The organism is Brevibacterium sp. CFH 10365, from assembly GCF_009299785.1.
GTDB classification, from domain to species: Bacteria; Actinomycetota; Actinomycetes; order Actinomycetales; family Brevibacteriaceae; genus Brevibacterium; species Brevibacterium limosum.
Genome location: NZ_VIGO01000005.1, coordinates 201,087 through 225,223, shown reverse-complemented (window position 1 = coordinate 225,223; position 24,137 = coordinate 201,087). Strand labels below are relative to the sequence as shown.

The window sequence follows — 24,137 nt, the reverse complement described above, 5'->3', positions numbered from 1 at the left end:
CCTAATCGGCATGTCTGCCGGACAACAACTCGAACGACTGTATAGCCCCTAGCTTAATGGCAGGTGAGTACCTTCGAGGTCCACGGCGGTCAGACCCAGCCATGCGGCCATCGTCTTGAGCTCGTCAGCCAGTTCCGTGGTGTGCTCCTCCCCCGGCTCCCATGTCACCGCGTGAGCGCGGAGGATTCCTGCAGCCCGGTCCCGGTGCAGATCGACTCGCCCGACGAGTCGTTCGCCGAGGAGGAACGGAGTGACGTAGTAGCCGTGGACACGCTTGGCAGCCGGAGTGTAGATCTCGATGCGGTAGTGGAAGTCGAAGAGCCATTCGATGCGCGGACGGTAGAAGACCAACGGGTCGAACGGGGCCAGCAGCGCTCGAGCGTTCACCGTGCGCGGAGTTCGTGCGTCATGCCATTTCAGGGCCCGGACCCCCTCGACGTCGACCTCACGCAGCTCGCCCGAGGCGATGAGATCGGTGATGGCGGCGTCGGTCGGTGCGCGCCGCTGCCGAAAGTAGTCGGCGATGTCCTCGGGTCTGGCGACCCCCAAGGCACGTGCGGCGATGCGGGTGAGCTCGACGACCTCGTTCGCGACCCCGGAGATTCCGCGCGGAAGCTGCGCGGTCGGGTCGAGGCCCAAACGAGGATCATCCGGTGGGCCATAGCTCAGAGGGATCTCCGGCAGCTCCGGTGAGACGTCTCGAGCCAGCGCATAGATGCGTTCGAAGTGGTCATTGCGTCCCGAGGCGCTGATGATTCCGCCGGCGAACAGTGCTTCGAGTGCGACTTTCACCTGGCTGGGATTCCAACCCCAATGGCCGCGGTGCGTCTCCGGCAGATCGTGGTCGACCACCTCGGCGACTTCCCGCGCCGTCCGGGGCCCGGACGACAGGGCGGTGAGGACGGAGGACTGGAGGTTTCGGAACTCCTCCCCGGTCTCGGGGTGGCGCTGCCCGAAGTCGTTGCGCCACCATTCGCTGTGGGCACGGGCGAAGTGCTTCCACGTCTGCGGTGGGACGAAGGCCGCGGCATGCGCCCAGTATTCGACGCCCATGCGCGGTGAGGAGTAGAACAGACGGTCCAGGGTCTCCCGCGGATAGGGGCCCAGGCGAGAGAAGTAGGGCAGGTAGTGGGAGCGGACGACTCGCGCGACGGAGTCGATCTGGGTCAGGCCCATGGTGGCGAAGACTGATCTGAGGTGTCGGGCTGTGACCTTCGCCGGTCGTGGTCGGTCCAGTCCGGTCGCGGCGATCGCCGTCCGGCGGGCCGCGGCCCGTGTCATCCTCTGCATAACCCCACGCTATACCCCTATTGCTACCTGACGGCGGCCCAGCAACCTTGCGCAAGGTTGCTGGGCCGCCGTCAGGTAGTAATTGGGTCAGTCGATGGCTTCTTCGAGTTCGTGGTCGAGGGCGATGACGCCGTAGCTCCAGCCCTTGCGGCGGTAGACGACGGAAGGTTTGCTCGACTCCTCGTCGATGAACAGGTAGAAGTCGTGTCCGACGAGCTCCATTCGGTTCAGGGCCTCTTCGATGCCGATCGGTGAGGCGGTGAAGGTCTTCTCACGCAGAACCACCGGCGAATCGCCTTCGGCCTTGATCCGACCATTCGTCTGATCGACGCTGCGGTCCCCGTCAGCCTTCGCAGCATCGGCGTCCGCGTCGGGGATCATCGGTTCGGCCACCGGCATCTTCGCCAACACCTCGGCCGTGGATTCCTTGCGGTGATGGCCCGAACGCGGCACCTTGTGCCGGTCCCTCGCCCGCCTCAGACGTTCGACGAGCTTCGCCCATGCCAGATCGAGTGCCGCATATTTGTCGCTTGCCATGGCCTCTGCCCGAATTGCCGGTCCCTTCGCCACAACCGTGAGCTCAACCCGCTCGCTCGTCTCGGGCTGGCGGGAGTTCTTTTCGTGAGTGACATGTACTTCGACACGCTGAGCGCGAGGGGCAAGCTGTTCGACTTTGGCGATCTTGTCCTCGATGTGGGCTCGAAAGCTGTCGGAGATGGTCAGTTGACGGCCGTTGACAACGATATCCATGATGTGTCCTTAGCGACTCGTTCTTCGGATTCATCCGATCCCATGCCCTTGGATGGGTACCACCGTTATACAGTAAAGGGAGAGACAAATCGAGTGCCCCCGCGTCCGAGACCGAGAACAGCTCCCACAGCGGGTCTGATCTGCACCGATGCTAGCAAACGTGCGCTTTCTGCCAAGGTTGCTCCCGTGGTGGAGAAGTCGTCGATGAGCAGATCTGCAGACGCGGAGTCTGCGCCCGAAGCCGGGCACGGAGCAGAGATCTCAGCAATCCTCCTCCGGTCGAGATATTGAGTCCGTTCCGCGTTCTGTGCCCGCTCGATCGCGCCCAGTCCGACCTGGTCGCGTGAGCGCTTCGCTGAGAGCACATCGTGGACTTCCATAGGCAGCTCCGGTGCCAGCTCCTTCGCCCGATTCGCCAAGACCGCCGTATGCGATCCGCCTCGGCGACGTCTGGCCCGATCCGAGCTGGGGGCTGGGAAGAGTCGGACGGTTCCGCCGGAGTATCCGATGAGGTCGAGTGCGGCGACGATCGAGCGGGTCAGTGCCAGAGCCAACGGGTCGAGGATGTCCCGACGGCCTTCGTCCTTGAAACCGACGACCATCCGCGAGATCTGCGAGTTGTATTCGCAGACCCCGACGATCGGGATCCTGCCGTAGCGCGGTTCCATCGCCCGCGGAATCCCACCGAGCAGCTGCAGGCAGCGAGTGCACAGGGAGACGTTCTCCCGCCCGCATCCGGCGCACCGGCGGGGCAGGAGCAGTTCGCCGAACTCCCCGAGCAGCCCCATGGGAGCAATCTACTATGCCGAGGCGGACCGGTCAGCTGTGCCCAGCCGACCGGTCAGCCGGGATAGGAGGGATCCTTCGCGGCGACATCGACGAGTTTCTGCCACGCGTTCGAGTTGTAGCTGTACAGGGCGCCATCGGAACTGGTGACCAGGATCGAGCGTCCATCCACCCCGCCGGCGATGCGGCTCCCACCCGAGACTTCGCCGAGCTGTTCTGCAGGTCCGGTGACTCCGATGCGGAACGGCTGCGCAGAATCGCCTTCCTCAGCGGCCAGCGCCACCAGAGAGGTCGACCCTGCCCAAGAGACGTCCTTGATCTCGTCGAAGCTCGCTCCCACTTCGATCGGCGATTCGGAGACATGGCCGGACGGATTGCCCGCCTTGTCCCGCGGCACACCGACCACGTCGACGCGGTCCGGCTCCCCCTTGTGCCGACTGAGCAGAGCGACACGGGTTCCGTCTCGCGAGACTTCGATATCGACGAGCTGCCGATCGTTGAGGAAGTCAGCGGCCACGGTGAAGACCTTTCCGTCACGGCCGACGGCCTTGAGTTCGCCCTCGTTCTCCGCCTCACCGGTCCAGGTCGTATTGAACCGATCGATGCTGGGGCGCACGAGCTTCTTGCCCTTGAGGATCGGAGTGGCGTCGACGGCGTCGGACTTCAACCGCATGAGCTGCTTGCCGTCATCGGCCAGGTACACGTACAGGGAGTCGTCCAGCGACACCGCTGGGTCACTCGCCTTCGCCTTCTTCAGGTTCGGACTGTTCTCGACCTTGGCGACGGTCGTTCCCGAGACACGGGAGAGTCGGTCATCGGCGAGCACGACGGGTGGCCCATCCACTTGGACCGAGGTGTCGGTCTTCGGCTGCAGGCTGGTCGGCACCGTCTGTCCGCCGATGGTCAGCTCGATCGCCGAGATCGAGGGAATGACCTGCAGAGTGGTGGCGATCTGCTGGCGGATCAGTCCCTTCTCACGGTCGGACGGGGCCGGATTCTGCTGTCCCAAGGACACATGGGCAACACCGTTCTCGATCGTGACCACATTCGATTCGCTCAGCTTCGCCCCGTCGGTGATCGCAGTGATCACCGCTCCGGAGAGGTAGGGGGCGGGTCCGCTGAGCAGCTCGTTCATCAGCACGGTCGGGGTCGAGGAGGACCGGAGGAACCAGCGGGAGTCAGGGACGAGATAGGAATAGTCCGAGGTGAAGAACTGCAGCGAATAGTTGAGGAAGATCGTGCGGAAGTCGGTCTGGCTGATGAGCAGACCGTCCGGCGCCGAGGAGATCCTCCACTCCCCGTTCTCCTGCCGCAATGAGAACTCCAGGGTCGACTGGGTGCCCGGTTTGGTGGAGTTGTACACGCCGGAGGAGTCGACGAGGCCGACGACTGGAGCCGAGATGCTCATCGTCTTCTGATCGGAGGTGACCCCGACGTTCAAGGAGTCGAGGTCAGTGCCGTTCGGCAGCACCGACACCGATTCCTGTGGGCTCCATTTCTGTGCCTCGCCCTCGGTGAGGAATGACCGGGCCACGGAGAAGTTGTTGCCTGTGCCGGCTCCTGCCCGAAGGAATCCGCGCACGATGTCCGATGGGCTGTCGCCGGGTTCCGGGCCGTCGGGGATCCGCGCGTTGTTCGCACCCTGGTCACCCGAATCGTCTTCGATATGACCGATAGGTGATGAGGTCGGGATCGACGAGCAGCCGACGAGGGCCAGGGCTGTGAAGACGGAGACCAGCATGGTCCTCACCCGGAAGCCCCGGGGCATCGTGCGCATCATGGCCGTCCTCCTTCTCTGTCGTTCACGCTGGCGTCGCTGTCGTCGTCGCCACCCAGGTCCGGATCAGCGCCACCCAGGACCGGATCAGCGCCATCCAGGTCCGAAACTGCGCCGCCCGGGTCCGGATCGGTCTCGGCAGCGGACAGCTGCCTCGCCGCATCGGTGTCCGGTTCGGCGGTGTCTGTTCGGGCTGTCACGGTATTCGGCTGAGCCGATGCGGAATCCTGCGGGGCCGCCTCGGCGGGGGCGTCGTGGTTCGCCTCGAGCATCTCCGGCTCGGTTTCGACGACGATCGGTATCGACCCGGTCTGAATGCGTACGGAACCGTCCGAGGACAGCGGTCCGGCAACGAGCGCGGAACCGCGGATCTGCGCGTCACGGGGCGGCAGCGGCAGAGGTGACGAGGTGATCTCCTGATCGGGACGCCGCGGAATCGTCAGCCGGAAGCACGATCCTTCACCGGGCTTGCCCCAGACCTGCAGCCAGCCGTTGTGCAGGTGAGCATCCTCGAGCGAGATCGCCAGGCCCAGACCGGATCCGCCGAGGGTGCGCTTGCGGGCCGGATCGGCACGCCAGAAACGGTCGAAGACGTGCTCGACCTGTTCTTCGTTCATGCCGACACCGTGATCGCGCACGCTCACCGCCACCGCCTCGGCGTTGGAGGCGACATAGATGTCGACCGGGTTGTTCTCACCGTGTTCGATGGCGTTGACGACGAGGTTGCGCACGATCCGGGTGATGCGCACCCGGTCGACCTCGGCCATGACCGGTGATGATGGAGCGTGGACGACGATGGCCGTCGACATCTGCTCGGCCACCATCGACACGGTCTCGATCACAGAGGTCACGATCGCCCCGATGTCGACGGGTTTGGCCACCAAGGCTGCGGCACCGGCATCGTAGCGGGAGATCTCCAGCAGGTCGGAGAGCAGATTGTCGAAGCGTTCGGCCTGCGAGTTCAGCAGTTCGGCGCTGCGGGCGGTGACGGGATCGAGGTCCTCGCGGGAATCGAAGATGAGGTCGGCCGCGGCACGGATCGTCGTCAGCGGTGTCCGCAGCTCATGGGAGACATCGGAGACGAACTGCCGCTGCAGCACGGACAGGCGTTCCATCTGCTCGATCTGATGCTGGAGGGTGTCGGCCATATCGTTGAAGCTCTCGCCGAGAACGGCGATCTCATCATTGCCGTGCACGGGCATGCGCTCATCGAGGTCACCGTCGGCGATGAGCCTGGCCACCTCGGCGCCGGTGCGCACCGGGGTGACGACGAGGCGGGTGACGATCCAGGCGACGGCGCCGACGAGGACGACGAGGACGAGTGCGGCGACGAACATCGACCGCTGCACGAAGTTCAGCGTGTCCTGCTGTTCGCTGAGGTCGCCGAGGTAGTAGAGCTGAAACTGACCGGCACCCGGGATCTGCAGCTCCTGGGTGATGAGCAGACCCGGCCCGGTCCCGTCGGGCAGGCTCACCGACTGGTAGAGCTTGTCATCGGACGGGGCCTTGCGGATGGCCTCGCGGAGCTCATCGGTGATCGGCACCTGCGACGCCTCACCGTCCTCGCCCGGCCCACCGGCGGTGATCGTCGAGAACGAGGAGTTCGGGTCCTTCGGCTGCAGGGTCAGCGAGTACACCGACCCGGCCGAACGGTTGTAGATCGATGACAGCTGCGAGCTCAGCGTGTCCTGGGTGACCGCCTGACCGTCGACCGGCGCCAGGGAGCGCAGCTCGGCCAGGATCGACCGTGTCTGCGAGGACAGGGAGTCCAGACGGGTGTCGAAGAGACCGCGGGCGATCTGCTGGGACATATAGGTGCCGACACCGAAGATCGCCACCGAGGTGAGCACGATGGTGAGCACGACGATGCGGACCTGCAGGGAGTGGCTGAACGATCGGAGAATGAAGTTCCAGAACGTCTTCAATGCCGAGGCCGCGGTGCGGACGGGCCCGTCCGCGGCTGACTCGGTGGTCACGCCGCTCGGCCGGCCTTATAGCCGACGCCGCGGACGGTGACGATGATGTCCGGCTTCTCCGGATCGCGTTCGATCTTCGACCGCAGACGCTGCACATGGACATTGACGAGTCGGGTGTCCGCGGCGTGGCGGTAACCCCACACCTCTTCGAGCAGGGTCTCGCGGGAGAACACCTGCCAGGGCTTGCGGGCCAGTGCGACGAGCAGATCGAATTCGAGCGGAGTCAGTGACACCGGGGATCCGCCCTTGGTCACCGTGTGACCGGCGACGTCGACGACGACATCGCCGACGGTCAGCAGTTCGGGAGCCTGCGGTTCGGAGATCCGCAGCCGAGCCCGGACGCGGGCGACGAGTTCCTTGGGCTTGAACGGCTTCGGAACATAGTCGTCGGCACCGGATTCGAGGCCGAGGACGACATCGACCGTGTCGGACTTCGCCGTGAGCATAATGATCGGCACCGAGGAGATCTCGCGGATCTCCCGGCACACTTCGAGTCCGTCCTTGCCGGGAAGCATCAGGTCGAGGAGCACGAGGTCCGGGCTGACCTTCTGGAACTCTTCGAAGGCCTGGTCTCCGGTGGCGCAGAAGAAGGGCTCGAAGCCTTCACTTTTGAGCACAATTCCGATCATTTCGGCCAAAGCCGTGTCATCATCAACTACGAGGATTCGAGCGTTCATGCTCCCATTGTCCCTTATGTTCGCGTGTTCTTCGGTTCTCGACACTCCTACCCTATCGGGCGGAGTCGTCCGCCTCGTGCACCGAGCCCGATGACAGCGATGATCGTCGCCTCGGCCCCACCGCCGACAGAGCCCCGACGAGAGCCGGCCCGGGCTCCCGTCCGACTCCCGATTCCTCGGTTCGACGGGGCCGACGCGGCCGGTATGAAACAGGGAGACCTCTCGGCACGTGCAGACGAATCATGGCAGGATTGGCGTGATGGGACAGACGAATGCATGGACCTCGGAGGTCGACTGGCACACCGGCCGGTGGCAGCGACGTTCACCGTCCCCTCCCTCACGCGGCTGGCAGCCGCCGCCACCGCGCGGGCTCCTGCCCAAACGTCCGCTGACGTTCATCGAGGCACTGGATTCCGGCTTCCGCCTGCTGCGCTTCATCCCGAGCCTGTCCGTCGGCTCCTCCCTCATCGTCTTCGCCCTCTGGAGCCTGCTGCTCACCGCGATCGGCGCCCTCATCGCCGTCCAGTTTCTGCCGTTCTTCAACGACCTCAGCGGCAATGACGATGCCGCTTCGGGCTTCATCGCCCTGGCCCAATTGGGATCGGTGGCGCTGAGCCTGCTCAGCCTGGGGTTGGCCCATCTGCTCTCCGGACTCATCGCCACCGGCACCCGCGCCTCCTTCGGGGCCCGCAGAACCACCCTGTCGATGGCTTGGAAGTCCCTGCCCGGTCGCCGCTGGCGCCTCGTTCTGGCCACACTGCTGATGTCCGGAATCAATCTCGGCCTGCTGCTGGCCCTCACCGCTCCGACGCTGCTCTTCTCAGGCGCCGATTCGGTGATCCTCGCCTTCGTCTGGGCGGCATTGGCTGCGCTACTGTGGTTCATCGCACTCGTCTGGATCAACCTGCGCCTGGCCTTCCTCGGTTCGGCGATCGCGGTGGAGGATCTGAGCGTGCGCGCCGGGATCCGCCGCTCCTGGAGGCTGACCGGTCGCGGGTTCTGGCGGATGCTCGGCCAACTGGCGCTCGGGTACTTCCTGTCCAATCAGCTCGTTCAGCTCATCATCACCCCACTCGTCTTCGTCATCTCGCTCGCCCTGGGCATCGGCATGTCGACGACCACCGACTCGACGACCGCGCAGGCTGCCATCGCGCTCGTCTCCGTCGGCCTGCTGCTCGGACTCACACTGATCTCCTCAGCCGTCCTCTTCGCCTATTTCGCCTGCCTGGTGACGGTCTGCTTCTTCGATCAGCAGATGCGCTCCGAGGGTCTCGACCTCGTCCTCATCCGCGCTGAGGAGGACCGATGATCCTCTCCCCCGTCACCGAGGCGGCCGCTCACCTCCGCACCGTCGTGTCCTCCCAGCCGGGCGGCGCCCAACTCAGCGCCGCCTCGGCGAGCATCGACCGGGACACCGGTCGCGAATGGGTCGAACACGAACTGTCGAAGTCCGAATACGCCGCCAACGACCTCACCCCCTTGGAGCAGATCGGCCGGTGGCTGTCCTCCCTGTGGGATTCGCTGGTCGGCGCCGCCCTGGGCGCGAATTCCCCGTGGCTGCTCATCGTCGTCGTCCTCGGTCTCGCCGCGATCATCGCCCTCATCGTCTGGCGTGTGCGCCGGGCCGGATTCCGCCGCGCCGGAGTGCCGCTGTCGGCCTTCGACCCGGTAGTGTCCCTGCCGGAACCGGGTCCGTGGCGCGAGAGCGCGGCCAGGGCCGCCCGCGTCGGGGACTTCGCGACCGCGGTCATCGACGAGTCCCGTGCGATCTTCGCCGTCCTGTCGGTCAAGCAGATCGTCTCGCTCGAATCCTCGGCCACGGCCAGTGAGATCGCCCGATCCGCCGAGGCGGCCCTGCCCGAGCACGGACCCGCCGTCCACGGTGTGGCCGAGGTGTTCAACGACCTCCGCTACGGGGAGGAACCCGCGCGGACGACGCGTGCCGGTCGCGGCCTCGACGACGTCTATGCGGATCTGTGCGCGCTGGACCGGTCCCTGAGCGCACTGCCGGTCCGCCATCACCAGGGGGCACCGGTATGAGCGCACAGTTGGATGTCGCCGCCCGCGGCACTCGTTCGAGTGCGCGGATCCCGCTGCGGGCCCGTCTGCGTTCGGCCTCGGTCTGGATCGTCGCGGCCTTCGTCATCCTCATCACCGTGATCGCGCTCGTGCTGCTGACCGGTGACGATGAGTCCGAGGAACCGCTGCACTATGATTCGACGGCACGCACCGGCACGAAGGCCCTCGTCGAGACCCTGCGCGACCACGATGTCGACGTCACCACCACCGAGGATCAGGAGCAGGCCCGCACGGCCGCTGCCCGACCCGGCACCACTCTGCTCATTCCCACGAACACTGCGGCGCTGTCGCACGGGGACATCGCCGGCCTCCAGTACGCTCTGCGCACCCACGGCAACCGGCTCGTCCTCGTCGATCCGGGTGCGACGGTCTCGGAGTTCACCGACCGGATCACCGTCAACGACAATCTCAGCCCGCTGGCCGACCCGGATGCCACGTCCCTGCCGGCATGCGACTCATCGATCGCCCGCAGCGCCGGCGCCGTGACCACCGGCGATGTCGAATACGCGGAGACGAGGAAGGCCACGAACGGAATCACCGCCTGCTACCCGTTCGCCGGGCCCGGGGTCGATGAGATCGACGGCGCCGAGGTGGCGCCCGGGTCCGCACGCGGACAGCTGCTCACCGATTCGCGAGGTTCCGTCCCGCTGACCGTGCTCGGCAATCGCGACTGGGTGACCAATGAGCACATCGACGAAGAGGGCAACGCCTCCCTCGTGCTCTCACAGCTGTCGGAGACGCAGAACCTCGTCGTCTACCACCCGACCTTCGACGATTCCGGGCAGCAGCAGCCGTCGTCGCCCATCGATTTCGTGCCCGGCTGGTTCCTCGCCGGCGTCCTGTGGCTGATCCCCTGCGTGCTCGTCCTCCTGCTCGTCATCGGGCGCCGGTTCGGCCCATTGGCTCTCGAGCGTCTGCCCGTCATCGTGCCGGCGGTGGAGACCGTGCACGGCCGAGCCGCTCTGAGCTCCCGCAGCCACGACCGGGACGGGGCCCTGCACACTCTGCGGACGAGTGCACTGCTGCGCATCGCCAAACGGCTGAGCCTCAGACCCGATGCCCGCACCCCGGACATCATCGCCCGCATCGCGACCACCACGGGAGTCGACTCGGGCCACCTCCACCATGTCTTCGTCTCCGCTTCGGCACGCACAGACGCCGAACTCACCGAACTCGTCCATCAGCTCACCCAGATCGAAAGTGAGATCCCATGACCCAGCCGCCCCATGACCCCACGAATCCTCAGGAACCGGCCGCGCCGCAGGCATCGGCAGCGCCTCAGGCATCGCCTGCGCCGCAGGAACCGGCCGCCGAGACTCTGCAGACCCCGGCGGCCGAGCCGGATCCGGTGCGTGAGGCGTTCACCGGTGTGCGCACCGAGATCGCCAAGGCCGTCGTCGGCCAGGACCAGGCGGTGACCGGAATGCTCATCGCGCTGCTGTGCCGAGGCCATGTGCTCCTCGAGGGAGTCCCCGGAGTGGCGAAGACCCTGCTCGTGCGCAGCTTCGCGGCCGCGGTCAGTCTCGAGAGCTCGCGTGTGCAGTTCACTCCCGATCTGATGCCCAGCGATGTCACCGGGTCGTTGGTCTACGACGCTTCCGCATCGGACTTCTCGTTCCGTCCCGGCCCGGTGTTCACGAACATCCTCATCGCCGATGAGATCAACCGCACCCCGCCGAAGACCCAGTCGGCTCTGCTCGAGGCGATGGAAGAGCATCAGGTGTCCGTCGGCGGACGGTCCCGAAAGCTGCCCGAACCGTTCCTCGTGGCGGCCACACAGAACCCCGTCGAATACGAAGGCACCTATCCGCTGCCGGAGGCCCAGCTCGACCGGTTCCTCTTCAAACTCGTCCTCGACCTGCCTGAGCGGGATCACGAATTCGAGATCCTCGACCGCCATGCCCGCGGCTTCGATGCCGGAGCCCTGTCATCGGCAGGTCTGCGTCCGGTCGCGGACGCCGAACTCATCGGCCGGGCACGTGAGGCGATCGCGAAGATCTACATCGCCCCGCAGATCATCACCTATATCGTCGACCTCGCCCGAGCCACCCGCCAGACTCCGTCCCTGGCCCTGGGCGTCTCCCCCCGCGGAGCGACGAGGATGCTCGGTGCCGCCCGTGCTCATGCGTGGCTCAGCGGCCGACACTATGTCACCCCCGACGATGTCAAGGCCCTGGCCCATATGTCGCTGTCGCACCGGGTCATCCTGCGTCCCGAGGCGCAGATGGACGGCTTGGACGTCGGTCAGGTCCTCGATTCGATCATCGCCACGACCGAAGTGCCTCGCTGAATGACCACCCGGCTGCTCCTGCTCACCCTCCTCGGCCTCGTGCCCGTCATGCTGGTGCCCACGTGGCCGACGGCACTGATCGTGGCCGGCGTGATCATCGCGGTCGCGGTCTTCGACTTCTTTCTCGTGCCCCGGATCCACGGACTGGAGGTCCAGCGCACACCCGGTCCGATGGTCCGCCTCGGCGATGGCACCCACAGCACGCTGACTCTGATCAACGGGACGGATCGCCGACTGCGGCTCCATGTCCGCGACGCCTGGGCCCCGAGCGCCGGGGCGGTCGAGACCCGTTCTCGCCACGTGCTGGGACCAGGTGAGCACACACAGGTGCGCACCGAGCTGGAGCCGACGCGGCGAGGGGCGCTGCCCGGCGATCTGGTCACGGTGCGCAGCCGCAGCGTGCTCGGGCTGATCCACCGCCAGAAGAGCATCGACGTTCCCGCCTCGGTGCGCGTGCTGCCTCCGTTCGTGTCACGGCGCGAACTGCCGTCGAAGACGCAGAAGCTGCGTGAGCTCGAGGGACGGTCTGCGGTGATGATCCGCGGAATGGGCACCGAATTCGATTCGCTGCGCGACTATGTCGACGGTGACGATGTCCGGTCCATCGATTGGCGGGCAAGTGCCCGCGCTCAGAACCTCGTGGTCAAGACCTGGCGGCCGGAGAAGGACCGTCGAGTCGTCATCGTCGTCGACTCTTCCCGTTTCGCGGCCCGCCGCTGTGGTGAGGGCACGGTCTTCGATGCCGCACTCGAGGCCTCGCTGCTGCTGACGGCTCTGGCCGCAGGTGCCGGCGACCGGGTCGATGTCATCGTCGCCGATGCCCGGGTCCGCGCAGTCGCATCGAGCCATCGGGCCCACGATCCGGTCCATGACCTGTCGGTCGCGCTGACGCCTGTGCACCCGGAGCTCTATGAGGCGAACTGGGAATCGATCGCCGCCGCCGTTCTGCAGACGTCCAGGCAGCAGGCGCTCGTCGTGCTGGTCACGCAGCTCGACGAAGCGACCTTCGCCGAGGACATCCTGCCGGTGCTGCCCACACTCACGAGTCATCACCGGGTCGTCGTCGCGGGAGTCGAAGATCCCACGCTCGAGGCCCTGGCTGCCGAACGCGGCGACGTCGAGGACGTCTATACGGCGGCGGCCGCTGAAGCGGAGATGCTGGCCACGGCGTCGCTGCAGACTCGGCTGCGCGGGCTCGGCGTCTCCTCCGTCCATGCACTGCCGGAGAAGCTTCCCGGAGCGTTGGCCGATCTCTACATCCGGCTCAAGGTCACCGGCGGACTGTGACCGGGGCGCCGGTCAGCGGTCGGTGGAGATGACCGAATAGCCGGCCTGGTGCTCGTCCAGATCGGCACTGAGTCCGGCCGCGGCCGCGCGACTGCCGAAATACCACGCGTAGACGACGACCGCGGCGGTATACGCCACTCCGATTGAGATCTTGATCGCCGGCGGAATCGGGTTCGGAGTCACGAAGCCCTCGATGAGGCCCGAACCGAGCAGCAGAAGCACAAGACCGCCGGCGACGACGAGCAGCGACCGGGCCTCACCGGCGAGTCGGTCACGCCGCAGCCGCGGCCCCGGCACCACCCACGCGAAGAACAGCCGCAGACCCGCGGCTGCGGCGAGGATGATGCAGCTGATCTCCGGGATGCCGTGCGGCAGGATGTAGAGGAAGAAGTCGGAGGCCCGGTCGAACTCGAACATCATCGCCCCGGAGAAGCCGACGTTGACCGCGTTCGAGAACAATCCGACGATGACGTAGCCGCCGGTGATGCCGAGGAGGACGAACTGGACGGCGATCCACGCGTTGTTCGTCCACACGCCGACAGCGAAGAATCCGTTCGGGTTCTCCTTGTAGTAGTCGACGAAGTCGTGTTCGGCGAACTGTCGTCTGTACTCGGTGCTGCCGAAGGTCTCGAGCACTTCCGGATGCGTTCCCGCCCAGATCCCCGACAGGACAGCCACGGCGAGGAACCCGGCGGCCACGATGACGAAGTCCCACCGCAGCCGGTACAGAGACAGCGGCAGGCTGATGACGAAGAACCGTGCGAGTCCCGACAGTCCCCCGCTGGGCACGGACGAGAGATGGTTGTGGGAGCGATGGACGATCGCCGAGAGTCGCGCGGCTTCGAGCGAATCGGGAGCCACGGTCGTGATCTGTGACAGATCCTTCGACGCGGCACGGTAGAGCTCGAGAAAACGGGTCGTCTGCTCGGGTGTCAGCGTGTTCCTCTTCGCCAACGCCGACAGCTCCAGCCAGTCATCGCCGTGCAGCTGGGCCAGCAGGTTCGGATCCATCCCTCCACCCTATCGGAGACCACCGACCGGCACCTCCGACGCGGCGAGAGATCACACGGGCATGCTCTCGGCGAAACGCCCACCTCGGCGCTCTCGGATATGACACGATGGTCGGGTGAGTACTCTGATCACCGGCGAAGCCGTCGAACTCAATGTCCAGCCGGCCGCTCTGGCGGCTCGCGCACTGAGCTGCCTGATCGACTACATCGTCTATTCGCTGGTGAACATCGGGCTTCTCATCGCCATGTTCTGGCTGATGCTCAAGGTGTTCGACCTCAACGGACTGCTCCTCGGCTCGCTCATGACCGTCATGACCATCTTCGTGTTCGTGCTGCTGCCGATGCTCGTCGAAGTGCTCAGCCGCGGTCGTTCGCTGGGCAAGCTCATCCTCGGGCTGCGTGTGGTCCGCGACGACGGCGGTGCGGTGCGGCTGCGGCATTCCTTCATCCGAGCCCTGCTGTGGCCGTTCGAGATCGTCTCCAGCGGCGGCGGCATCGCGGCCCTGTCCGGGCTGCTCTCGCCGCAGGCCAAACGCCTCGGCGACTACCTGGCCGGAACCATTGCCGTAAGCGAACGCAGCCGACCGCTGCCGCCCATGCACACACATGTGGCCCCGCATCTGCACGACTGGCTGAACCGCACCGACGTGACCACGATCCCCGACGGTCTGCATCGGCGCATCGCCGCGTTCCTCGCCATGGCACCGCAGCTCGGCGCGGAGTCGCGCTGGCAGCGAGCGATCGAGCTCGCCACCGAACTCAACCCCTATGTGGCGCCGGCCCCGCCGGAGGGGACGTTCCCCGAACAGTTCCTGTCCGCGGTCATCCATCGGCAGCGCATCGCGGAGGTCGAGAAGCAGCGCCGGCGTGCGGACCGTGCGCATGCGTTCCGGTCCGGGGTCGACACGCTCCCCTACGGTCTCAGCCTCACCCGCCGCTGATGAGTCGGCCCGACAGCCGATGGAGCGGGCCTCCCTGCAGAAGGGTTCGGCCCGCTCCGCCGCCAGCCCGATCAGTAGCGATAGTGGTCGGGTTTGAACGGTCCCGCGACGTCCACTCCGATGTACTCGGCCTGTTCCTTGCTCAGCTCGGACAGCTTCGCCCCGAGCGCGGGCAGGTGGAGGCGCGCCACCTTCTCGTCGAGCTCCTTCGCCAGCCGGTGCACCGAATTGCCGTAGTCGTCGTGGGCGTGCCACAGCTCGATCTGCGCGAGCACCTGGTTGCTGAACGACGCACTCATCACGAACGACGGATGACCGGTGGCGTTTCCGAGGTTGAGCAGGCGCCCCTCGGAGAGGACGAGGAAGTCCGTGCGATCGCGGCCGAGTCCCGCCTCGGCGGGCACGGGCACGCTCCACTCGTGGACCTGCGGTTTGATCTCGATCTTCTCCACCCCGGGCAGCCGGGACAGACCGGCCAGATCGATCTCCTCATCGAAGTGGCCGACGTTGCCGACGATGGCGCCGGGCTTGAGAGTCTGCAGCACGTCGACGTCGAGGACCCGGGTGTTCCCGGTCGTGGTGATGATGATGTCGGCCTGGGGCGCCGCCTCGGCGAGGAGGTCGACCTGGTAGCCGTCCATCGTCGCCTGCAGCGCACAGATCGGGTCGATCTCGGTGACGATGACGCGTGCACCCTGCCCGCGGAGGGCCTCGGCCGCCCCCTTGCCGACATCACCGTAGCCGATGACGACGGCGATCTTTCCTCCGATGAGGACGTCGGTGGCGCGGTTGAGGCCGTCGGGCAGCGAATGGCGGATGCCGTAGCGGTTGTCGAACTTCGACTTCGTCACCGAGTCGTTGACGTTGATGGCCGGGAACGGCAGTGCACTCTGCTCGGCGAGACGGTAGAGGCGGTTGACTCCGGTGGTCGTCTCCTCGCTCACACCCTTGAGACCCGCAGTCAGGCGAGCGAACCGGCCGGGAGCGGCCTCCATGGACGCGGCGATCTGCTTGAGCAGGACCGTGTATTCCTCCGAGTCCTCGGCTCCGGCGGTGGGCACTCCCCCGGCGGCTTCGAATTCGGTGCCCTTGAGCACGTACATGGTGGCGTCGCCGCCGTCGTCGAGGATGAGGTTCGGCCCGTCCTCGAAGTCGAAGATCTTGTCCGCTGCCCACCAGTACTCGTCGAGGGTCTCGCCTTTCCACGCGAAGACCGGGACACCGGACGGGGACTCAGGGGTGCCGGAGCCGACGACGACGGCTGCTGCGGCTTCGTCCTGAGTGGAGAAGATATTGCAGCTCGCCCACCGGACTTCTGCGCCGAGCGCGACGAGGGTTTCGATGAGCACTGCGGTCTGCACGGTCATGTGCAGGCTGCCGGCGATCCGAGCCCCGGCCAGCGGTGCGGTCGAGGCATATTCCTCACGCAGCGCCATGAGGCCGGGCATCTCTCTTTCGGCGAGGCGGATCTGGTGTCGGCCGGCCTCGGCCAGGCTGAGATCGGCGACCTTGAAGTCGGTGGAATCGAGCACGGTACCTCCATACGGCGGGCTGTCGGATCGACTTCGAGTCTATTGCCGGGCAGGCGGCTTGTCGCGTCGTGCCCGATCCGCGGACAGCACATCTGCTGCGGCATGCGTGCGTCCCCGCGCGCGCGTCCCGCACGCGTGCCGCAGAGAACCGGCCTCAGGCGCGAGCGGTGACGAAGTCCGTGACCTGGCGGGTGAGCGCGTCCATCTGCGCCGAATCGGCGGCTTCGACGTTGAGTCGGATGAGAGGTTCCGTGTTGGACTTGCGCAGGTTGACCCACCAGTCCGCCCCCTGCAGGCCGATTCCGTCGAGGTCATCGACAGTGCTGTCCGGGAAATCTCCCGCATGGGCGGCGAAGTCGGCGAGCACGGCATCGGGATCGGAGACGGTGAAGTTGATCTCCCCGGACTGCACGAACCGATCATAGTCTGCGACCAGCCGGGAGGCCGGGGCCCGTGATTCGGCGAGGGCGGCGATGAGGTGGCAGGCGGCGAGCATCCCCGAGTCGGCGCCGTAGAACTGATCGAAATAGAAGTGCGCGGAGTGCTCGCAGGCGAAGACGGCTCCGGTGTCACGCATGAGAGTCTTGATGCCCGAATGTCCGACCTTCGACCGCAGTGCATGTCCGCCGGCGGCGGTGATCGTCTCGGCCACGCTGCGGGAGGTGATGAGATTGTGGATGACGGTGGGGCGGTCGTCGCCGAGCGCCCGGGCCCGCGCGATCTCCCGCTCGGCGACGAGTGCACCGACGGCAGAGGCCGACATCGTCGCTCCCGTCTCGTCGATGAAGAAGCAGCGATCGGCATCGCCGTCGAAGACGAGCCCGAGGTCGGCGCCGGTGTCGACGACCGCGCGTGCGGCGTCGACGAGGTTCTCGGGTTTCAGCGGATTCGCCTCGTGGTTGGGGAAGGTGCCGTCGAGTTCGGTGAAGAGTCCGATGACGTCGAAGGGCACCGAGGCGGCTCCCGCGTCCGTGCCGAAGACCTCCCCGAGGAGGCGCCCGGCCATGCCGTTGCCGGCGTCGAGTACGATCGTCAGTCCCGTGACCTCATCGACGTGGGTGAGTTCGCGGACCCGTGCCGCATACTGCTCCCGCATCCGGGACGCGGCCGCCTCGTCCTCTTCGACGGTCCGACCGTCGCCCTGTGGTGCAGTGACCGCGAGCTCCTTGACCCGGGCGAGGCCGGAGGCGAGGCTGACGCCGGCCGCGCGGGGTCCGCAGATCTTGATCCCGTTGTAGTCGGCCGGGTTGTGGCTGGCGGTGATCATGGCGCCGGGCAGGTCGAAGATGCCGGAGGCGAAGTAGAGCTGATCGGTCGAGCACAGCCCCAGCAGGACGGCCCTCGATCCGGCGGCATCGACCCCGGCGGCGAAGGAATGGGCGAACCCGGGAGAGCTCGGTCGCATATCGTGGCCGATGACCACCTCGGTGATGGCATGGATCTCAGCCATCGCGCGTGCCGTCGCCCAGCCGAGGGCGAACAGGATGTCCTCGTCGAGCTGATCGGGGATGCGCCCGCGGATGTCATAGGCTCCGACGGCGGCGTCCAGGGCAGTCGTTCGAGCCCGGCCCGACTCGGAGCCCGGGAGAATCTGCGGTGCGGGATCGGACCCGGCCGAGCTCGGTTCGGGGTGGCTCATGAGTCGCCGATGATGCGCAGATGACCGTGTCGGCGCCCCGAGGCAGCCGGGTCGTCGGCCGGTCCGGGTTCTCGACGCGGCGGGGTTCTATCGGCACGGTCGGCGGCTTCCCGGACGGCGTCGGCGATGGCCAGCAGGTCATCGTGGCTGCGTTCGGGCGGGGCCTGCCCGGAGTCGATCCGGATGAGCTGCCAATCCACGGGTGGGGTCAGCTTCGCCGCATGTTCGGCGCACAGGTCATGAGCGCCCGGCTCGGCCCGCCTGCCCAGAGGTCCGATGACGACGGTCGCATCAGCGTGCACGTACGTCATAGTGGCGGCGGCAGGGCGCGAACAGCTGACCTTTGAACACATTCTCACGGCTGACACAGTCCCACACTCTACACGCCACGACCCGCCGATTCGCTCAGGCACGGCGGCCCCACACGTAGAATGAAGTGCTATGAGACCAAGGCGACATCGCGACCGACATGGGCGGGGTCTGCGGTCACCGATGCACCGGGCCGAGGTGCCTGCGCGGCTGAGTCGGCCGGAGAGTTTCGCCAAGGTCGCAGCCGCCGAGTTCGCCCGGGTCCGCGGACGCGAACCCGATCTCCTCGCCGAGGTGGTGCTGGCCGTCGATTCCGTCCCACCGGCGAGCTCGACCGAACCGAGCTTCGGTCGCGTCTTCCCGGCGGCCGGGAACCGTCCGACCCATATCGTCCTCTACCGGCGGGTCATCGAAGACCACGCCGGCAGCGAAGCCCGGGATGCGCTCATCGCCGAGGTGGTTGCCGACCAGGTCGATATCCTCCGCCGCACCTGAGATGGGCCGCGGGAGTCAGCCGAGGCGGATATCCCGGTAGGCCACACCCGCCGGGGCAGGTGCCGGGACGACAGTGGAGATTCCGTCCTCAGTGGTCACGACCAGAGTCGCATGCACCCCGTCGGCCTGCGAACCCGAAGCCTGGGGCCCCTTGAGGACCAGCGCGCGCACCGAGTCGTCGGAGACGTCGCTCGGGTTGAACACGGTCGTACCCGTCGGGTTGAGATCGATCGATTGCGGATCGGTCAGCGAACCGTCATCGAGCATTCCCTGCACCTGCACGTGCCCCTGGCCGGGTGAGAGTTGCAGGGAGGACTCACCGGTGCGCGGCAGCGCCATGAGCTGAGTCTCGGCGAGGGAATCGGTGGACGGGATGCTGCCGAAGTCGGCGGCTCCCTTCTCGCCGTCCTTGCCGATGAAGGCACCCGCCTGGATGCGTCGCGGCGATTCGACGACGAGGCTCGTGGCATCGAGATCGCCGAGTTCGGCTTCGGCGACGCCGCGGCCGACCACGGTCATCGAGGAGCGGGGAATGTCGATCTCGCCGTCGGGACCATAGGCCTTCAGCGAGACCTCGGCGAGATCGCTGCCCGGGTTCGCGACCCGCACTCGCACATCCTTGCCGCTGAGTCCGGTGAGCACCTGCTGGCGGTCGGCTCCGGCGCCGCCGGCGGCGAGGTCGATGCCCTGCGGTCTGAGCCCGTCGAGGACGGTCTCCTGAATGGAGCCGGCCAGGACTCCGCCGTCGACAGTGACGTCGACGGCCAGGGCTTCGGCGCCTCCGGCCAGGCCGCCCAATGGGACGGCACGCTGTTGACCGGCCTTGATGCTCAGTTCGGTCGGCTCGGCAGATTCGCCACCGGGAGTCATGAGGTCGACCTTCGCTTGGACGGGAACGTCTCCCGGGTTGCTCAGCAGCAGTTGCGAGTTCGAGCCGGTGTCACCGGATCCTGCGACGATCCGGAAGCTGCTCGAGGCCTGGGCACAGGTGAGCGTGGCGAGTCCTGTGAGGTCACCGGAGCTGCCTTCGACGGTTTCGAGGCCGGTCGTCAGGGCCGGTGCGCCGGGACGGGCGAAACCAGTGACGAGTTTCGTCGAGTCGATGCTGTCGTCTCCGGAGACGAAGCCCTGACCGGCGGGGTTGTCGAAGTCGACCGAGCCGCCGAGGTCGGCGACCTGCAGGCGGGCCGATGAGGTCGATCCGTCTGCCGCGCCGATCGGCGCGGAGGCGGAGACGGCGCGGGTCGAGACCTTCGAATCGTCGACGAACTCTGCGTCTGTGCCCTCGGCTTCTCCTGCTGTGAGCAGGGGCCCGGGGCAGACGACGCGGGTGTCGGCGGTGGGCATGCGCACCTGTTCGGGACTGCGATCCAGTGTGCCGGGGGTCAACGGGGTGAGGAACGAGGTCATGGCCACGAGCACTCCGGGCACGGCGATGGCCGCGAACGTGACGATGCTGCGCTGATGCTTCATGCTTTCGCCTCCTCACGGCCGGACTCGGTCGTCTTCGCGTTCCCTGCTCGACCGAAGGGAATGGCCACGATGAGGCTGAGCAGTCCGAACACCCATCCGACGATGACTCCGACCGGATAGAGCGGTGAGTTCAGTGAGATCTCGACCGTTCCGCCTGCGGCGGGCAGGTCGAATTCGCTCGCCCACGCCTCCTCACCGGGTTTCGGCTGCGGCAGCGGCTCACCGTCGATGCTCGCGGTGATTCCGTCCGCAGCATCGGCGATGGTCAGGGTCCGGCCCTCCTGGCCGGCAGGCACCTTCGCAGTGGTGCCCTTCATCGCCGCTGTGGACACCTGCCCTTCGGCATCGCGGATGAGGAAGCGGCCGCTGTAGGGCTTGTCGACCCGCCACAGCTGTCCCGACGAGGTGGGTCCGACGGGCAGCAGCCCTTCCGAAACGGACACGGAGTTCGTCAGGCTCCCGGCGTTCTGGCCGACGAGGACGAAATCGACACCGAGTTCGCCGAGGATGCTCCCGAGGTCACCGGCGTCGTCGGCCGAGAGTGCGGACGCGGCCTGGGCCACGAGCACCTGGTCGGAGGTGATCGGCAGGGGGCGGCGCTGCCACGGCCACCCTCCGACGGTCTCGGCCGAGGTCACGGTCGATGTGCCCAGCACTGTGCCGTCGGCAGAGGAGATGAGGGTTGCCAGGACCTCTCCGTCGACATTGTCCAGACGCAGAGTGCGCGCCTGGGTCGCACCTTCTGCACGATCGGCGGCCAGGGCGGGGACGATGCTCTCGGAAGTCGCGGTGACCGCATCGTCCGAGGTCGCGGCCTGTCCGCCGCCGATGGCGATGATCCCGACGGCGGCCACGGTGACGAGCCCGACGAGGCCGCGCATGGGCAGCCGGCCGGAGGCGGCGGAGCGCCCCTTGGCCCCAGTCTTCGCCGTGCTCGCACCGACGGTGCCTCTGCGCACGGATCGTCGGCCGGCGGTGCGATCGGCACCGAGGGACAGCAGCAGGATCGACCCGAGACTGACCAGGGTCAGCCCCGCTGCCGGATACGAGCCGATGAGGTGGAACGGCCCCGTCTGCGCGGGCAGATGCACTTGGATCGCGGAGAGGATGAGTCCGCTGAGGTAGAGACCGACCGCCCAGGTCAGACGGGAGAGTTCGAGCCTGGCTTCGATGAGGGTGAAGAAGGCCAGAATGAGCATCGGCAGCACCAGGACCGGAGCCCAGAGCTGGAGGATGCCGGCCGAGACATGACCGAGGCCGAGGTCTGCGATGAGCTCCGCCAGCCAGGACAGGTCGATCGGCGTGGGGAACCCTACTGCCAGCAGGTACGTCGGAGCCGATTCCGCGGCCACGGTCTGTCCGGGCATCGTCAGGAGGGCTCCAGGCTCGCGGACCACGGCCCACAGCCACGGCCATCCCAGGAACACGGTCGGGGCCAGCAGCCACAGATGGTGCAGACCGCGGCCGGCTGCCAGCAGCACCACGGTGCCGAGGACTGCGACCGGCAGGAGGAGCGGAACTCCGGCGGTGATGACGAACAGCAGCAGGCCCGTGCCGGCTGCTGCGGCGATCGATCCGGCGGTCAGGCTGCGGCGCAGAGTCAGGGCCACCAGCGGCGCACAGATCCAGACGAGGACCACACCGAGGCGTCCCTCCGACAGTGCGGCCGTGAACAGCGGAGACGCGATCCACAGCAGAGCGGCGAAGCCGCGCACCCACCGTCGCGCAAGTACGCTGCCGGCGCCCGCATACGCGGCGACAGCGCCCAGAATCGGTGCCGCCAGCAGCAGGGAGCGGACCATGACGTCGACATGGCCGAAGAAGAGGAGGGAGAGGACGCCGATGACGAGGTGGTAGGGGTCGGCCGGCACGGCGGAACCGGTCGAGACATCGAGGTGGCGGCCGAGCAGGCGATCGAAGATCTCGCCGAGACCGAGATCGGTCGACCCCAGGGCACCGCCGTCGAGGTGGCCGGGGCCGAAGAGTCGGTAGCTGATGAAACCGCTCATCACCACGGCTGCCAGGATGACATAGGTCAGGGGTGCGCGGAGCAGGCTCGAACCGCCGGTGATCTCCAGGCGGGAGAAGGAGTCGATGGCCTCCTCGGTGTCGCCGACCGGGTTGAGTTCGGCATCGGCGTCAGGCCCGCCGGTGGGAACCTCTGCCGGTCGCAGGTCTTCGCTCTCACTGCTCATCGTCCGGCGTTGGACGGCGAGTTCATCGTCGTCGGCGTAGAGCGCGGCGACGTGGGCGGTGCTCGATCGTTTGGCTGCCTTGTTGCGGCGGGCGTTGGCGCGTCGCAGCCTGGCGGTGGTCGACACATCGGCGGGAAGGCCGAAGAGCGCGGAGAGATGCCACCCGGCAGGACGGAGATTGTTCGCCAGCAGCTCTCCGACGATGCGGCCGAGGTGTCCGAGGGCGAGGAGGGAGAACAGAGGGAACAGCCCCTGCCCGGCGAGGCTGAGACGGTAGCGCTGTTCGGTGCGGATCTGTGTCTGCGAGGTCGGCGGATGGGGTGAGGAGCCGAGCCGTGCGGCGGAGGCGGAGGAGATCTCCATCCGAGCGCGCGGAGCCAGCAGCACACGGGCGCCGAGGTCTCGGAGGCGACGAGAGTATTCGAGACCGGAATAGGCGGGACCGAGCACCCGGGAAGGTGCTCCGATGCGCTCGAGTTCGGTGGAGGCCAAGAGCAGGCCGGGCAGATCGAGACCCAGCGTCTCGATCTGGCTGTCGCGCTGTCCCTGGTCGATTTCGCCGGAGCCGACAGGGTTGAAGCGCTCCCCCGCCGAGGTCGTGCTCACTCCGGCAGAGACGATGCGGCCGGAGCACATGAGCTTCGGTCCGACGGCGGCGATGGATTCGGTCTCCCCTATGGCGTCGAGCAGCTCATCGAGGCAGTCGGGCTCGGGACGGGAGTCAGGGGTGAGGAACCACAGGTAGTCCGATTCCGCGATCTCCGGCATCTCGCCGGCATCGCGGACCGTCCGTCCCCCGAGATCCACCACGGGGATCTCGGGGAAGCGCGGACGAAGAGCTGTTTCGAGCTCGACCTTGCTGGCATCGTCGCCGGAGACGACGACGATGGTGACGGCTGGACTCACACGACCTTTTTCTTGAGCCGGCGGCGTTCGCGTTCGGACATTCCGCCCCAGATGCCGAAGCGCTCATCGTTGGCGAGAGCATATTCGAGGCATTCGGAACGGACGTCGCAGGAGGCACAGACACGTTTGGCTTCGCGAGTCGATCCGCCCTTCTCGGGGAAGAACGCCTCGGGGTCGGTCTGAGCGCAGAGGGCTTGGTCCTGCCAGGACAGTTCGCCGTCGTCTGCGGCGCCCAGGAGCAGCGACAGCGGCGAGACGGCTGAGTTGTCCGTCGGCAGCGGTGTCAGATCACTCGGGTCGACGGCCAGCGGATCGGGCAGCGTCTCGGGTGTACGCGCGCCCGGTTCGATGAACCAGTCTTCGGCACGGCGGGAAGTGACTCCCGGTGCGGCGGCGAAGTCTTCTCTCTCCCGCCATTCTCTCTGTGCACTTTGCACGGTTTTCCCCTTTCTCACGCTCGAGCAGGTCCGTTGCCGTGACTGAGCCGATCAGTCCGATGTACGGTCGAATCCACAGGATCCATGCTCGGCGCGTTCCCCTTAGGTATAAATTACACGTGTGTCATTACCGCCCCGTCAAGCCCTCATGGAGTACTGAGATGACTCGTGAGACGCTATTCGAACATGCGTTCACATGCACACGCACTCAGAACCCATATATAGGCAATTCCCCTGCCGTCGGGCACAACCTGTGGGATTCGCCTGAGCAAACCTGAAGAATTTCGA

20 protein-coding genes are annotated in these 24,137 nt (G+C 66.7%); 7 read left to right on the top strand and 13 right to left on the bottom strand.

Going from position 1 to position 24,137, the window contains the following annotated elements:
* Window positions 1-48: 48 nt before the first annotated feature.
* From FHG09_RS11800 to mtrA, 6 genes are all read right to left on the bottom strand, one after another.
* A complete protein-coding gene (locus FHG09_RS11800; protein ID WP_152347855.1) occupies window positions 49-1,290 on the bottom strand; it encodes a winged helix-turn-helix domain-containing protein in 1,242 nt (413 codons plus the stop codon).
* Between the two features lie 87 nt (window positions 1,291-1,377).
* A complete protein-coding gene (hpf, locus tag FHG09_RS11795; protein ID WP_152347854.1) occupies window positions 1,378-2,040 on the bottom strand; it encodes a ribosome hibernation-promoting factor, HPF/YfiA family in 663 nt (220 codons plus the stop codon).
* 65 nt (window positions 2,041-2,105) lie between these two features.
* Window positions 2,106-2,828 carry a ComF family protein gene (locus FHG09_RS11790; RefSeq protein WP_152347853.1) on the bottom strand — a complete coding sequence of 241 codons (723 nt, stop codon included), beginning with the start codon at window positions 2,826-2,828 and terminating at the stop codon, window positions 2,106-2,108.
* Window positions 2,829-2,881: 53 nt separating this feature from the next.
* On the bottom strand, window positions 2,882-4,606 hold the full coding sequence (locus FHG09_RS11785; RefSeq protein ID WP_227492728.1) for an LpqB family beta-propeller domain-containing protein: 1,725 nt from the start codon (window positions 4,604-4,606) through the stop codon (window positions 2,882-2,884).
* A complete protein-coding gene (mtrB, locus tag FHG09_RS11780; RefSeq protein ID WP_227492727.1) occupies window positions 4,603-6,579 on the bottom strand; it encodes an MtrAB system histidine kinase MtrB in 1,977 nt (658 codons plus the stop codon). The genes FHG09_RS11785 and mtrB overlap by 4 nt, the downstream gene beginning before the upstream one ends.
* Window positions 6,576-7,256 carry an MtrAB system response regulator MtrA gene (mtrA, locus tag FHG09_RS11775; RefSeq protein WP_135807711.1) on the bottom strand — a complete coding sequence of 227 codons (681 nt, stop codon included), beginning with the start codon at window positions 7,254-7,256 and terminating at the stop codon, window positions 6,576-6,578. The genes mtrB and mtrA overlap by 4 nt, the downstream gene beginning before the upstream one ends.
* A 259-nt stretch (window positions 7,257-7,515) precedes the next feature.
* Between mtrA and FHG09_RS11770 the strand changes: the two genes are divergently transcribed.
* The 5 genes from FHG09_RS11770 to FHG09_RS11750 are packed head-to-tail and all read left to right on the top strand — an operon-like array spanning window position 7,516 to window position 12,912.
* Window positions 7,516-8,565: a hypothetical protein gene (locus FHG09_RS11770; protein ID WP_152347852.1), complete on the top strand. Its 1,050-nt coding sequence runs from the start codon at window positions 7,516-7,518 to the stop codon at window positions 8,563-8,565.
* Complete coding sequence (locus FHG09_RS11765; protein ID WP_152347851.1) at window positions 8,562-9,296, top strand: DUF4129 domain-containing protein; 735 nt, start codon at window positions 8,562-8,564, stop codon at window positions 9,294-9,296. The genes FHG09_RS11770 and FHG09_RS11765 overlap by 4 nt, the downstream gene beginning before the upstream one ends.
* The gene (locus tag FHG09_RS11760) at window positions 9,293-10,549 is read left to right on the top strand and encodes a DUF4350 domain-containing protein (protein ID WP_152347850.1); all 1,257 of its coding nucleotides are present in this window, start codon (window positions 9,293-9,295) and stop codon (window positions 10,547-10,549) included. The genes FHG09_RS11765 and FHG09_RS11760 overlap by 4 nt, the downstream gene beginning before the upstream one ends.
* The gene (locus tag FHG09_RS11755) at window positions 10,546-11,625 is read left to right on the top strand and encodes an AAA family ATPase (protein WP_152347849.1); all 1,080 of its coding nucleotides are present in this window, start codon (window positions 10,546-10,548) and stop codon (window positions 11,623-11,625) included. The genes FHG09_RS11760 and FHG09_RS11755 overlap by 4 nt, the downstream gene beginning before the upstream one ends.
* A complete protein-coding gene (locus tag FHG09_RS11750) occupies window positions 11,626-12,912 on the top strand; it encodes a DUF58 domain-containing protein (RefSeq protein WP_152347848.1) in 1,287 nt (428 codons plus the stop codon). It begins immediately after the preceding gene.
* Window positions 12,913-12,924: 12 nt separating this feature from the next.
* Here FHG09_RS11750 and FHG09_RS11745 read toward each other — a convergent pair whose 3' ends face one another.
* Complete coding sequence (locus FHG09_RS11745; protein ID WP_152347847.1) at window positions 12,925-13,923, bottom strand: stage II sporulation protein M; 999 nt, start codon at window positions 13,921-13,923, stop codon at window positions 12,925-12,927.
* Between the two features lie 115 nt (window positions 13,924-14,038).
* Here FHG09_RS11745 and FHG09_RS11740 point away from each other — a divergent pair, with 115 nt between their 5' ends.
* Entirely contained in the window at window positions 14,039-14,863 is an 825-nt protein-coding gene (locus FHG09_RS11740; RefSeq protein ID WP_227492726.1) for an RDD family protein, read from the top strand.
* Window positions 14,864-14,934: 71 nt separating this feature from the next.
* Here FHG09_RS11740 and ahcY read toward each other — a convergent pair whose 3' ends face one another.
* The 3 genes from ahcY to FHG09_RS11725 form a co-directional block, all read right to left on the bottom strand.
* Window positions 14,935-16,395, bottom strand: a complete 1,461-nt coding sequence (gene ahcY / locus FHG09_RS11735; RefSeq protein ID WP_152347846.1) for an adenosylhomocysteinase — start codon at window positions 16,393-16,395, stop codon at window positions 14,935-14,937.
* 154 nt (window positions 16,396-16,549) lie between these two features.
* Window positions 16,550-18,034, bottom strand: coding sequence for a phosphomannomutase/phosphoglucomutase (manB, locus tag FHG09_RS11730; protein WP_152347845.1), 1,485 nt, complete (start codon window positions 18,032-18,034; stop codon window positions 16,550-16,552).
* Window positions 18,031-18,387, bottom strand: a complete 357-nt coding sequence (locus tag FHG09_RS11725; protein ID WP_152348043.1) for a DUF3499 domain-containing protein — start codon at window positions 18,385-18,387, stop codon at window positions 18,031-18,033. Before FHG09_RS11725 ends, manB begins: the two co-directional genes overlap by 4 nt.
* An 88-nt stretch (window positions 18,388-18,475) precedes the next feature.
* Between FHG09_RS11725 and FHG09_RS11720 the strand changes: the two genes are divergently transcribed.
* Window positions 18,476-18,838, top strand: a complete 363-nt coding sequence (locus FHG09_RS11720; RefSeq protein ID WP_152347844.1) for a metallopeptidase family protein — start codon at window positions 18,476-18,478, stop codon at window positions 18,836-18,838.
* Window positions 18,839-18,853: 15 nt separating this feature from the next.
* Here FHG09_RS11720 and FHG09_RS11715 read toward each other — a convergent pair whose 3' ends face one another.
* Genes FHG09_RS11715 through FHG09_RS20275 form a run of 3 tightly spaced genes read right to left on the bottom strand, consistent with a single transcriptional unit; the run spans window position 18,854 to window position 23,849 of the window.
* Window positions 18,854-20,311 carry a DUF5719 family protein gene (locus tag FHG09_RS11715; RefSeq protein WP_152347843.1) on the bottom strand — a complete coding sequence of 486 codons (1,458 nt, stop codon included), beginning with the start codon at window positions 20,309-20,311 and terminating at the stop codon, window positions 18,854-18,856.
* The gene (locus FHG09_RS11710) at window positions 20,308-23,412 is read right to left on the bottom strand and encodes a glycosyl transferase (protein WP_152347842.1); all 3,105 of its coding nucleotides are present in this window, start codon (window positions 23,410-23,412) and stop codon (window positions 20,308-20,310) included. Before FHG09_RS11710 ends, FHG09_RS11715 begins: the two co-directional genes overlap by 4 nt.
* Complete coding sequence (locus FHG09_RS20275; protein ID WP_319803259.1) at window positions 23,409-23,849, bottom strand: WhiB family transcriptional regulator; 441 nt, start codon at window positions 23,847-23,849, stop codon at window positions 23,409-23,411. The genes FHG09_RS11710 and FHG09_RS20275 overlap by 4 nt, the downstream gene beginning before the upstream one ends.
* Window positions 23,850-24,137 lie beyond the last annotated feature (288 nt).

Coding starts and splice junctions, on each gene's coding strand:
- FHG09_RS11790 (WP_152347853.1), bottom strand. CDS start 2,828: ATGGGGCTGCTCGGGGAGTTCGGCGAACTGCTCCTGCCCCGCCGGTGC.
- manB (WP_152347845.1), bottom strand. CDS start 18,034: ATGAGCCACCCCGAACCGAGCTCGGCCGGGTCCGATCCCGCACCGCAG.
- hpf (WP_152347854.1), bottom strand. CDS start 2,040: ATGGATATCGTTGTCAACGGCCGTCAACTGACCATCTCCGACAGCTTT.
- FHG09_RS11800 (WP_152347855.1), bottom strand. CDS start 1,290: ATGCAGAGGATGACACGGGCCGCGGCCCGCCGGACGGCGATCGCCGCG.
- FHG09_RS11755 (WP_152347849.1), top strand. CDS start 10,546: ATGACCCAGCCGCCCCATGACCCCACGAATCCTCAGGAACCGGCCGCG.
- FHG09_RS11725 (WP_152348043.1), bottom strand. CDS start 18,387: ATGTGTTCAAAGGTCAGCTGTTCGCGCCCTGCCGCCGCCACTATGACG.
- FHG09_RS11745 (WP_152347847.1), bottom strand. CDS start 13,923: ATGGATCCGAACCTGCTGGCCCAGCTGCACGGCGATGACTGGCTGGAG.
- FHG09_RS11715 (WP_152347843.1), bottom strand. CDS start 20,311: ATGAAGCATCAGCGCAGCATCGTCACGTTCGCGGCCATCGCCGTGCCC.
- mtrA (WP_135807711.1), bottom strand. CDS start 7,256: ATGAACGCTCGAATCCTCGTAGTTGATGATGACACGGCTTTGGCCGAA.
- FHG09_RS11785 (WP_227492728.1), bottom strand. CDS start 4,606: ATGATGCGCACGATGCCCCGGGGCTTCCGGGTGAGGACCATGCTGGTC.
- FHG09_RS11765 (WP_152347851.1), top strand. CDS start 8,562: ATGATCCTCTCCCCCGTCACCGAGGCGGCCGCTCACCTCCGCACCGTC.
- FHG09_RS11760 (WP_152347850.1), top strand. CDS start 9,293: ATGAGCGCACAGTTGGATGTCGCCGCCCGCGGCACTCGTTCGAGTGCG.
- FHG09_RS11770 (WP_152347852.1), top strand. CDS start 7,516: ATGGGACAGACGAATGCATGGACCTCGGAGGTCGACTGGCACACCGGC.
- FHG09_RS11720 (WP_152347844.1), top strand. CDS start 18,476: ATGAGACCAAGGCGACATCGCGACCGACATGGGCGGGGTCTGCGGTCA.
- FHG09_RS11750 (WP_152347848.1), top strand. CDS start 11,626: ATGACCACCCGGCTGCTCCTGCTCACCCTCCTCGGCCTCGTGCCCGTC.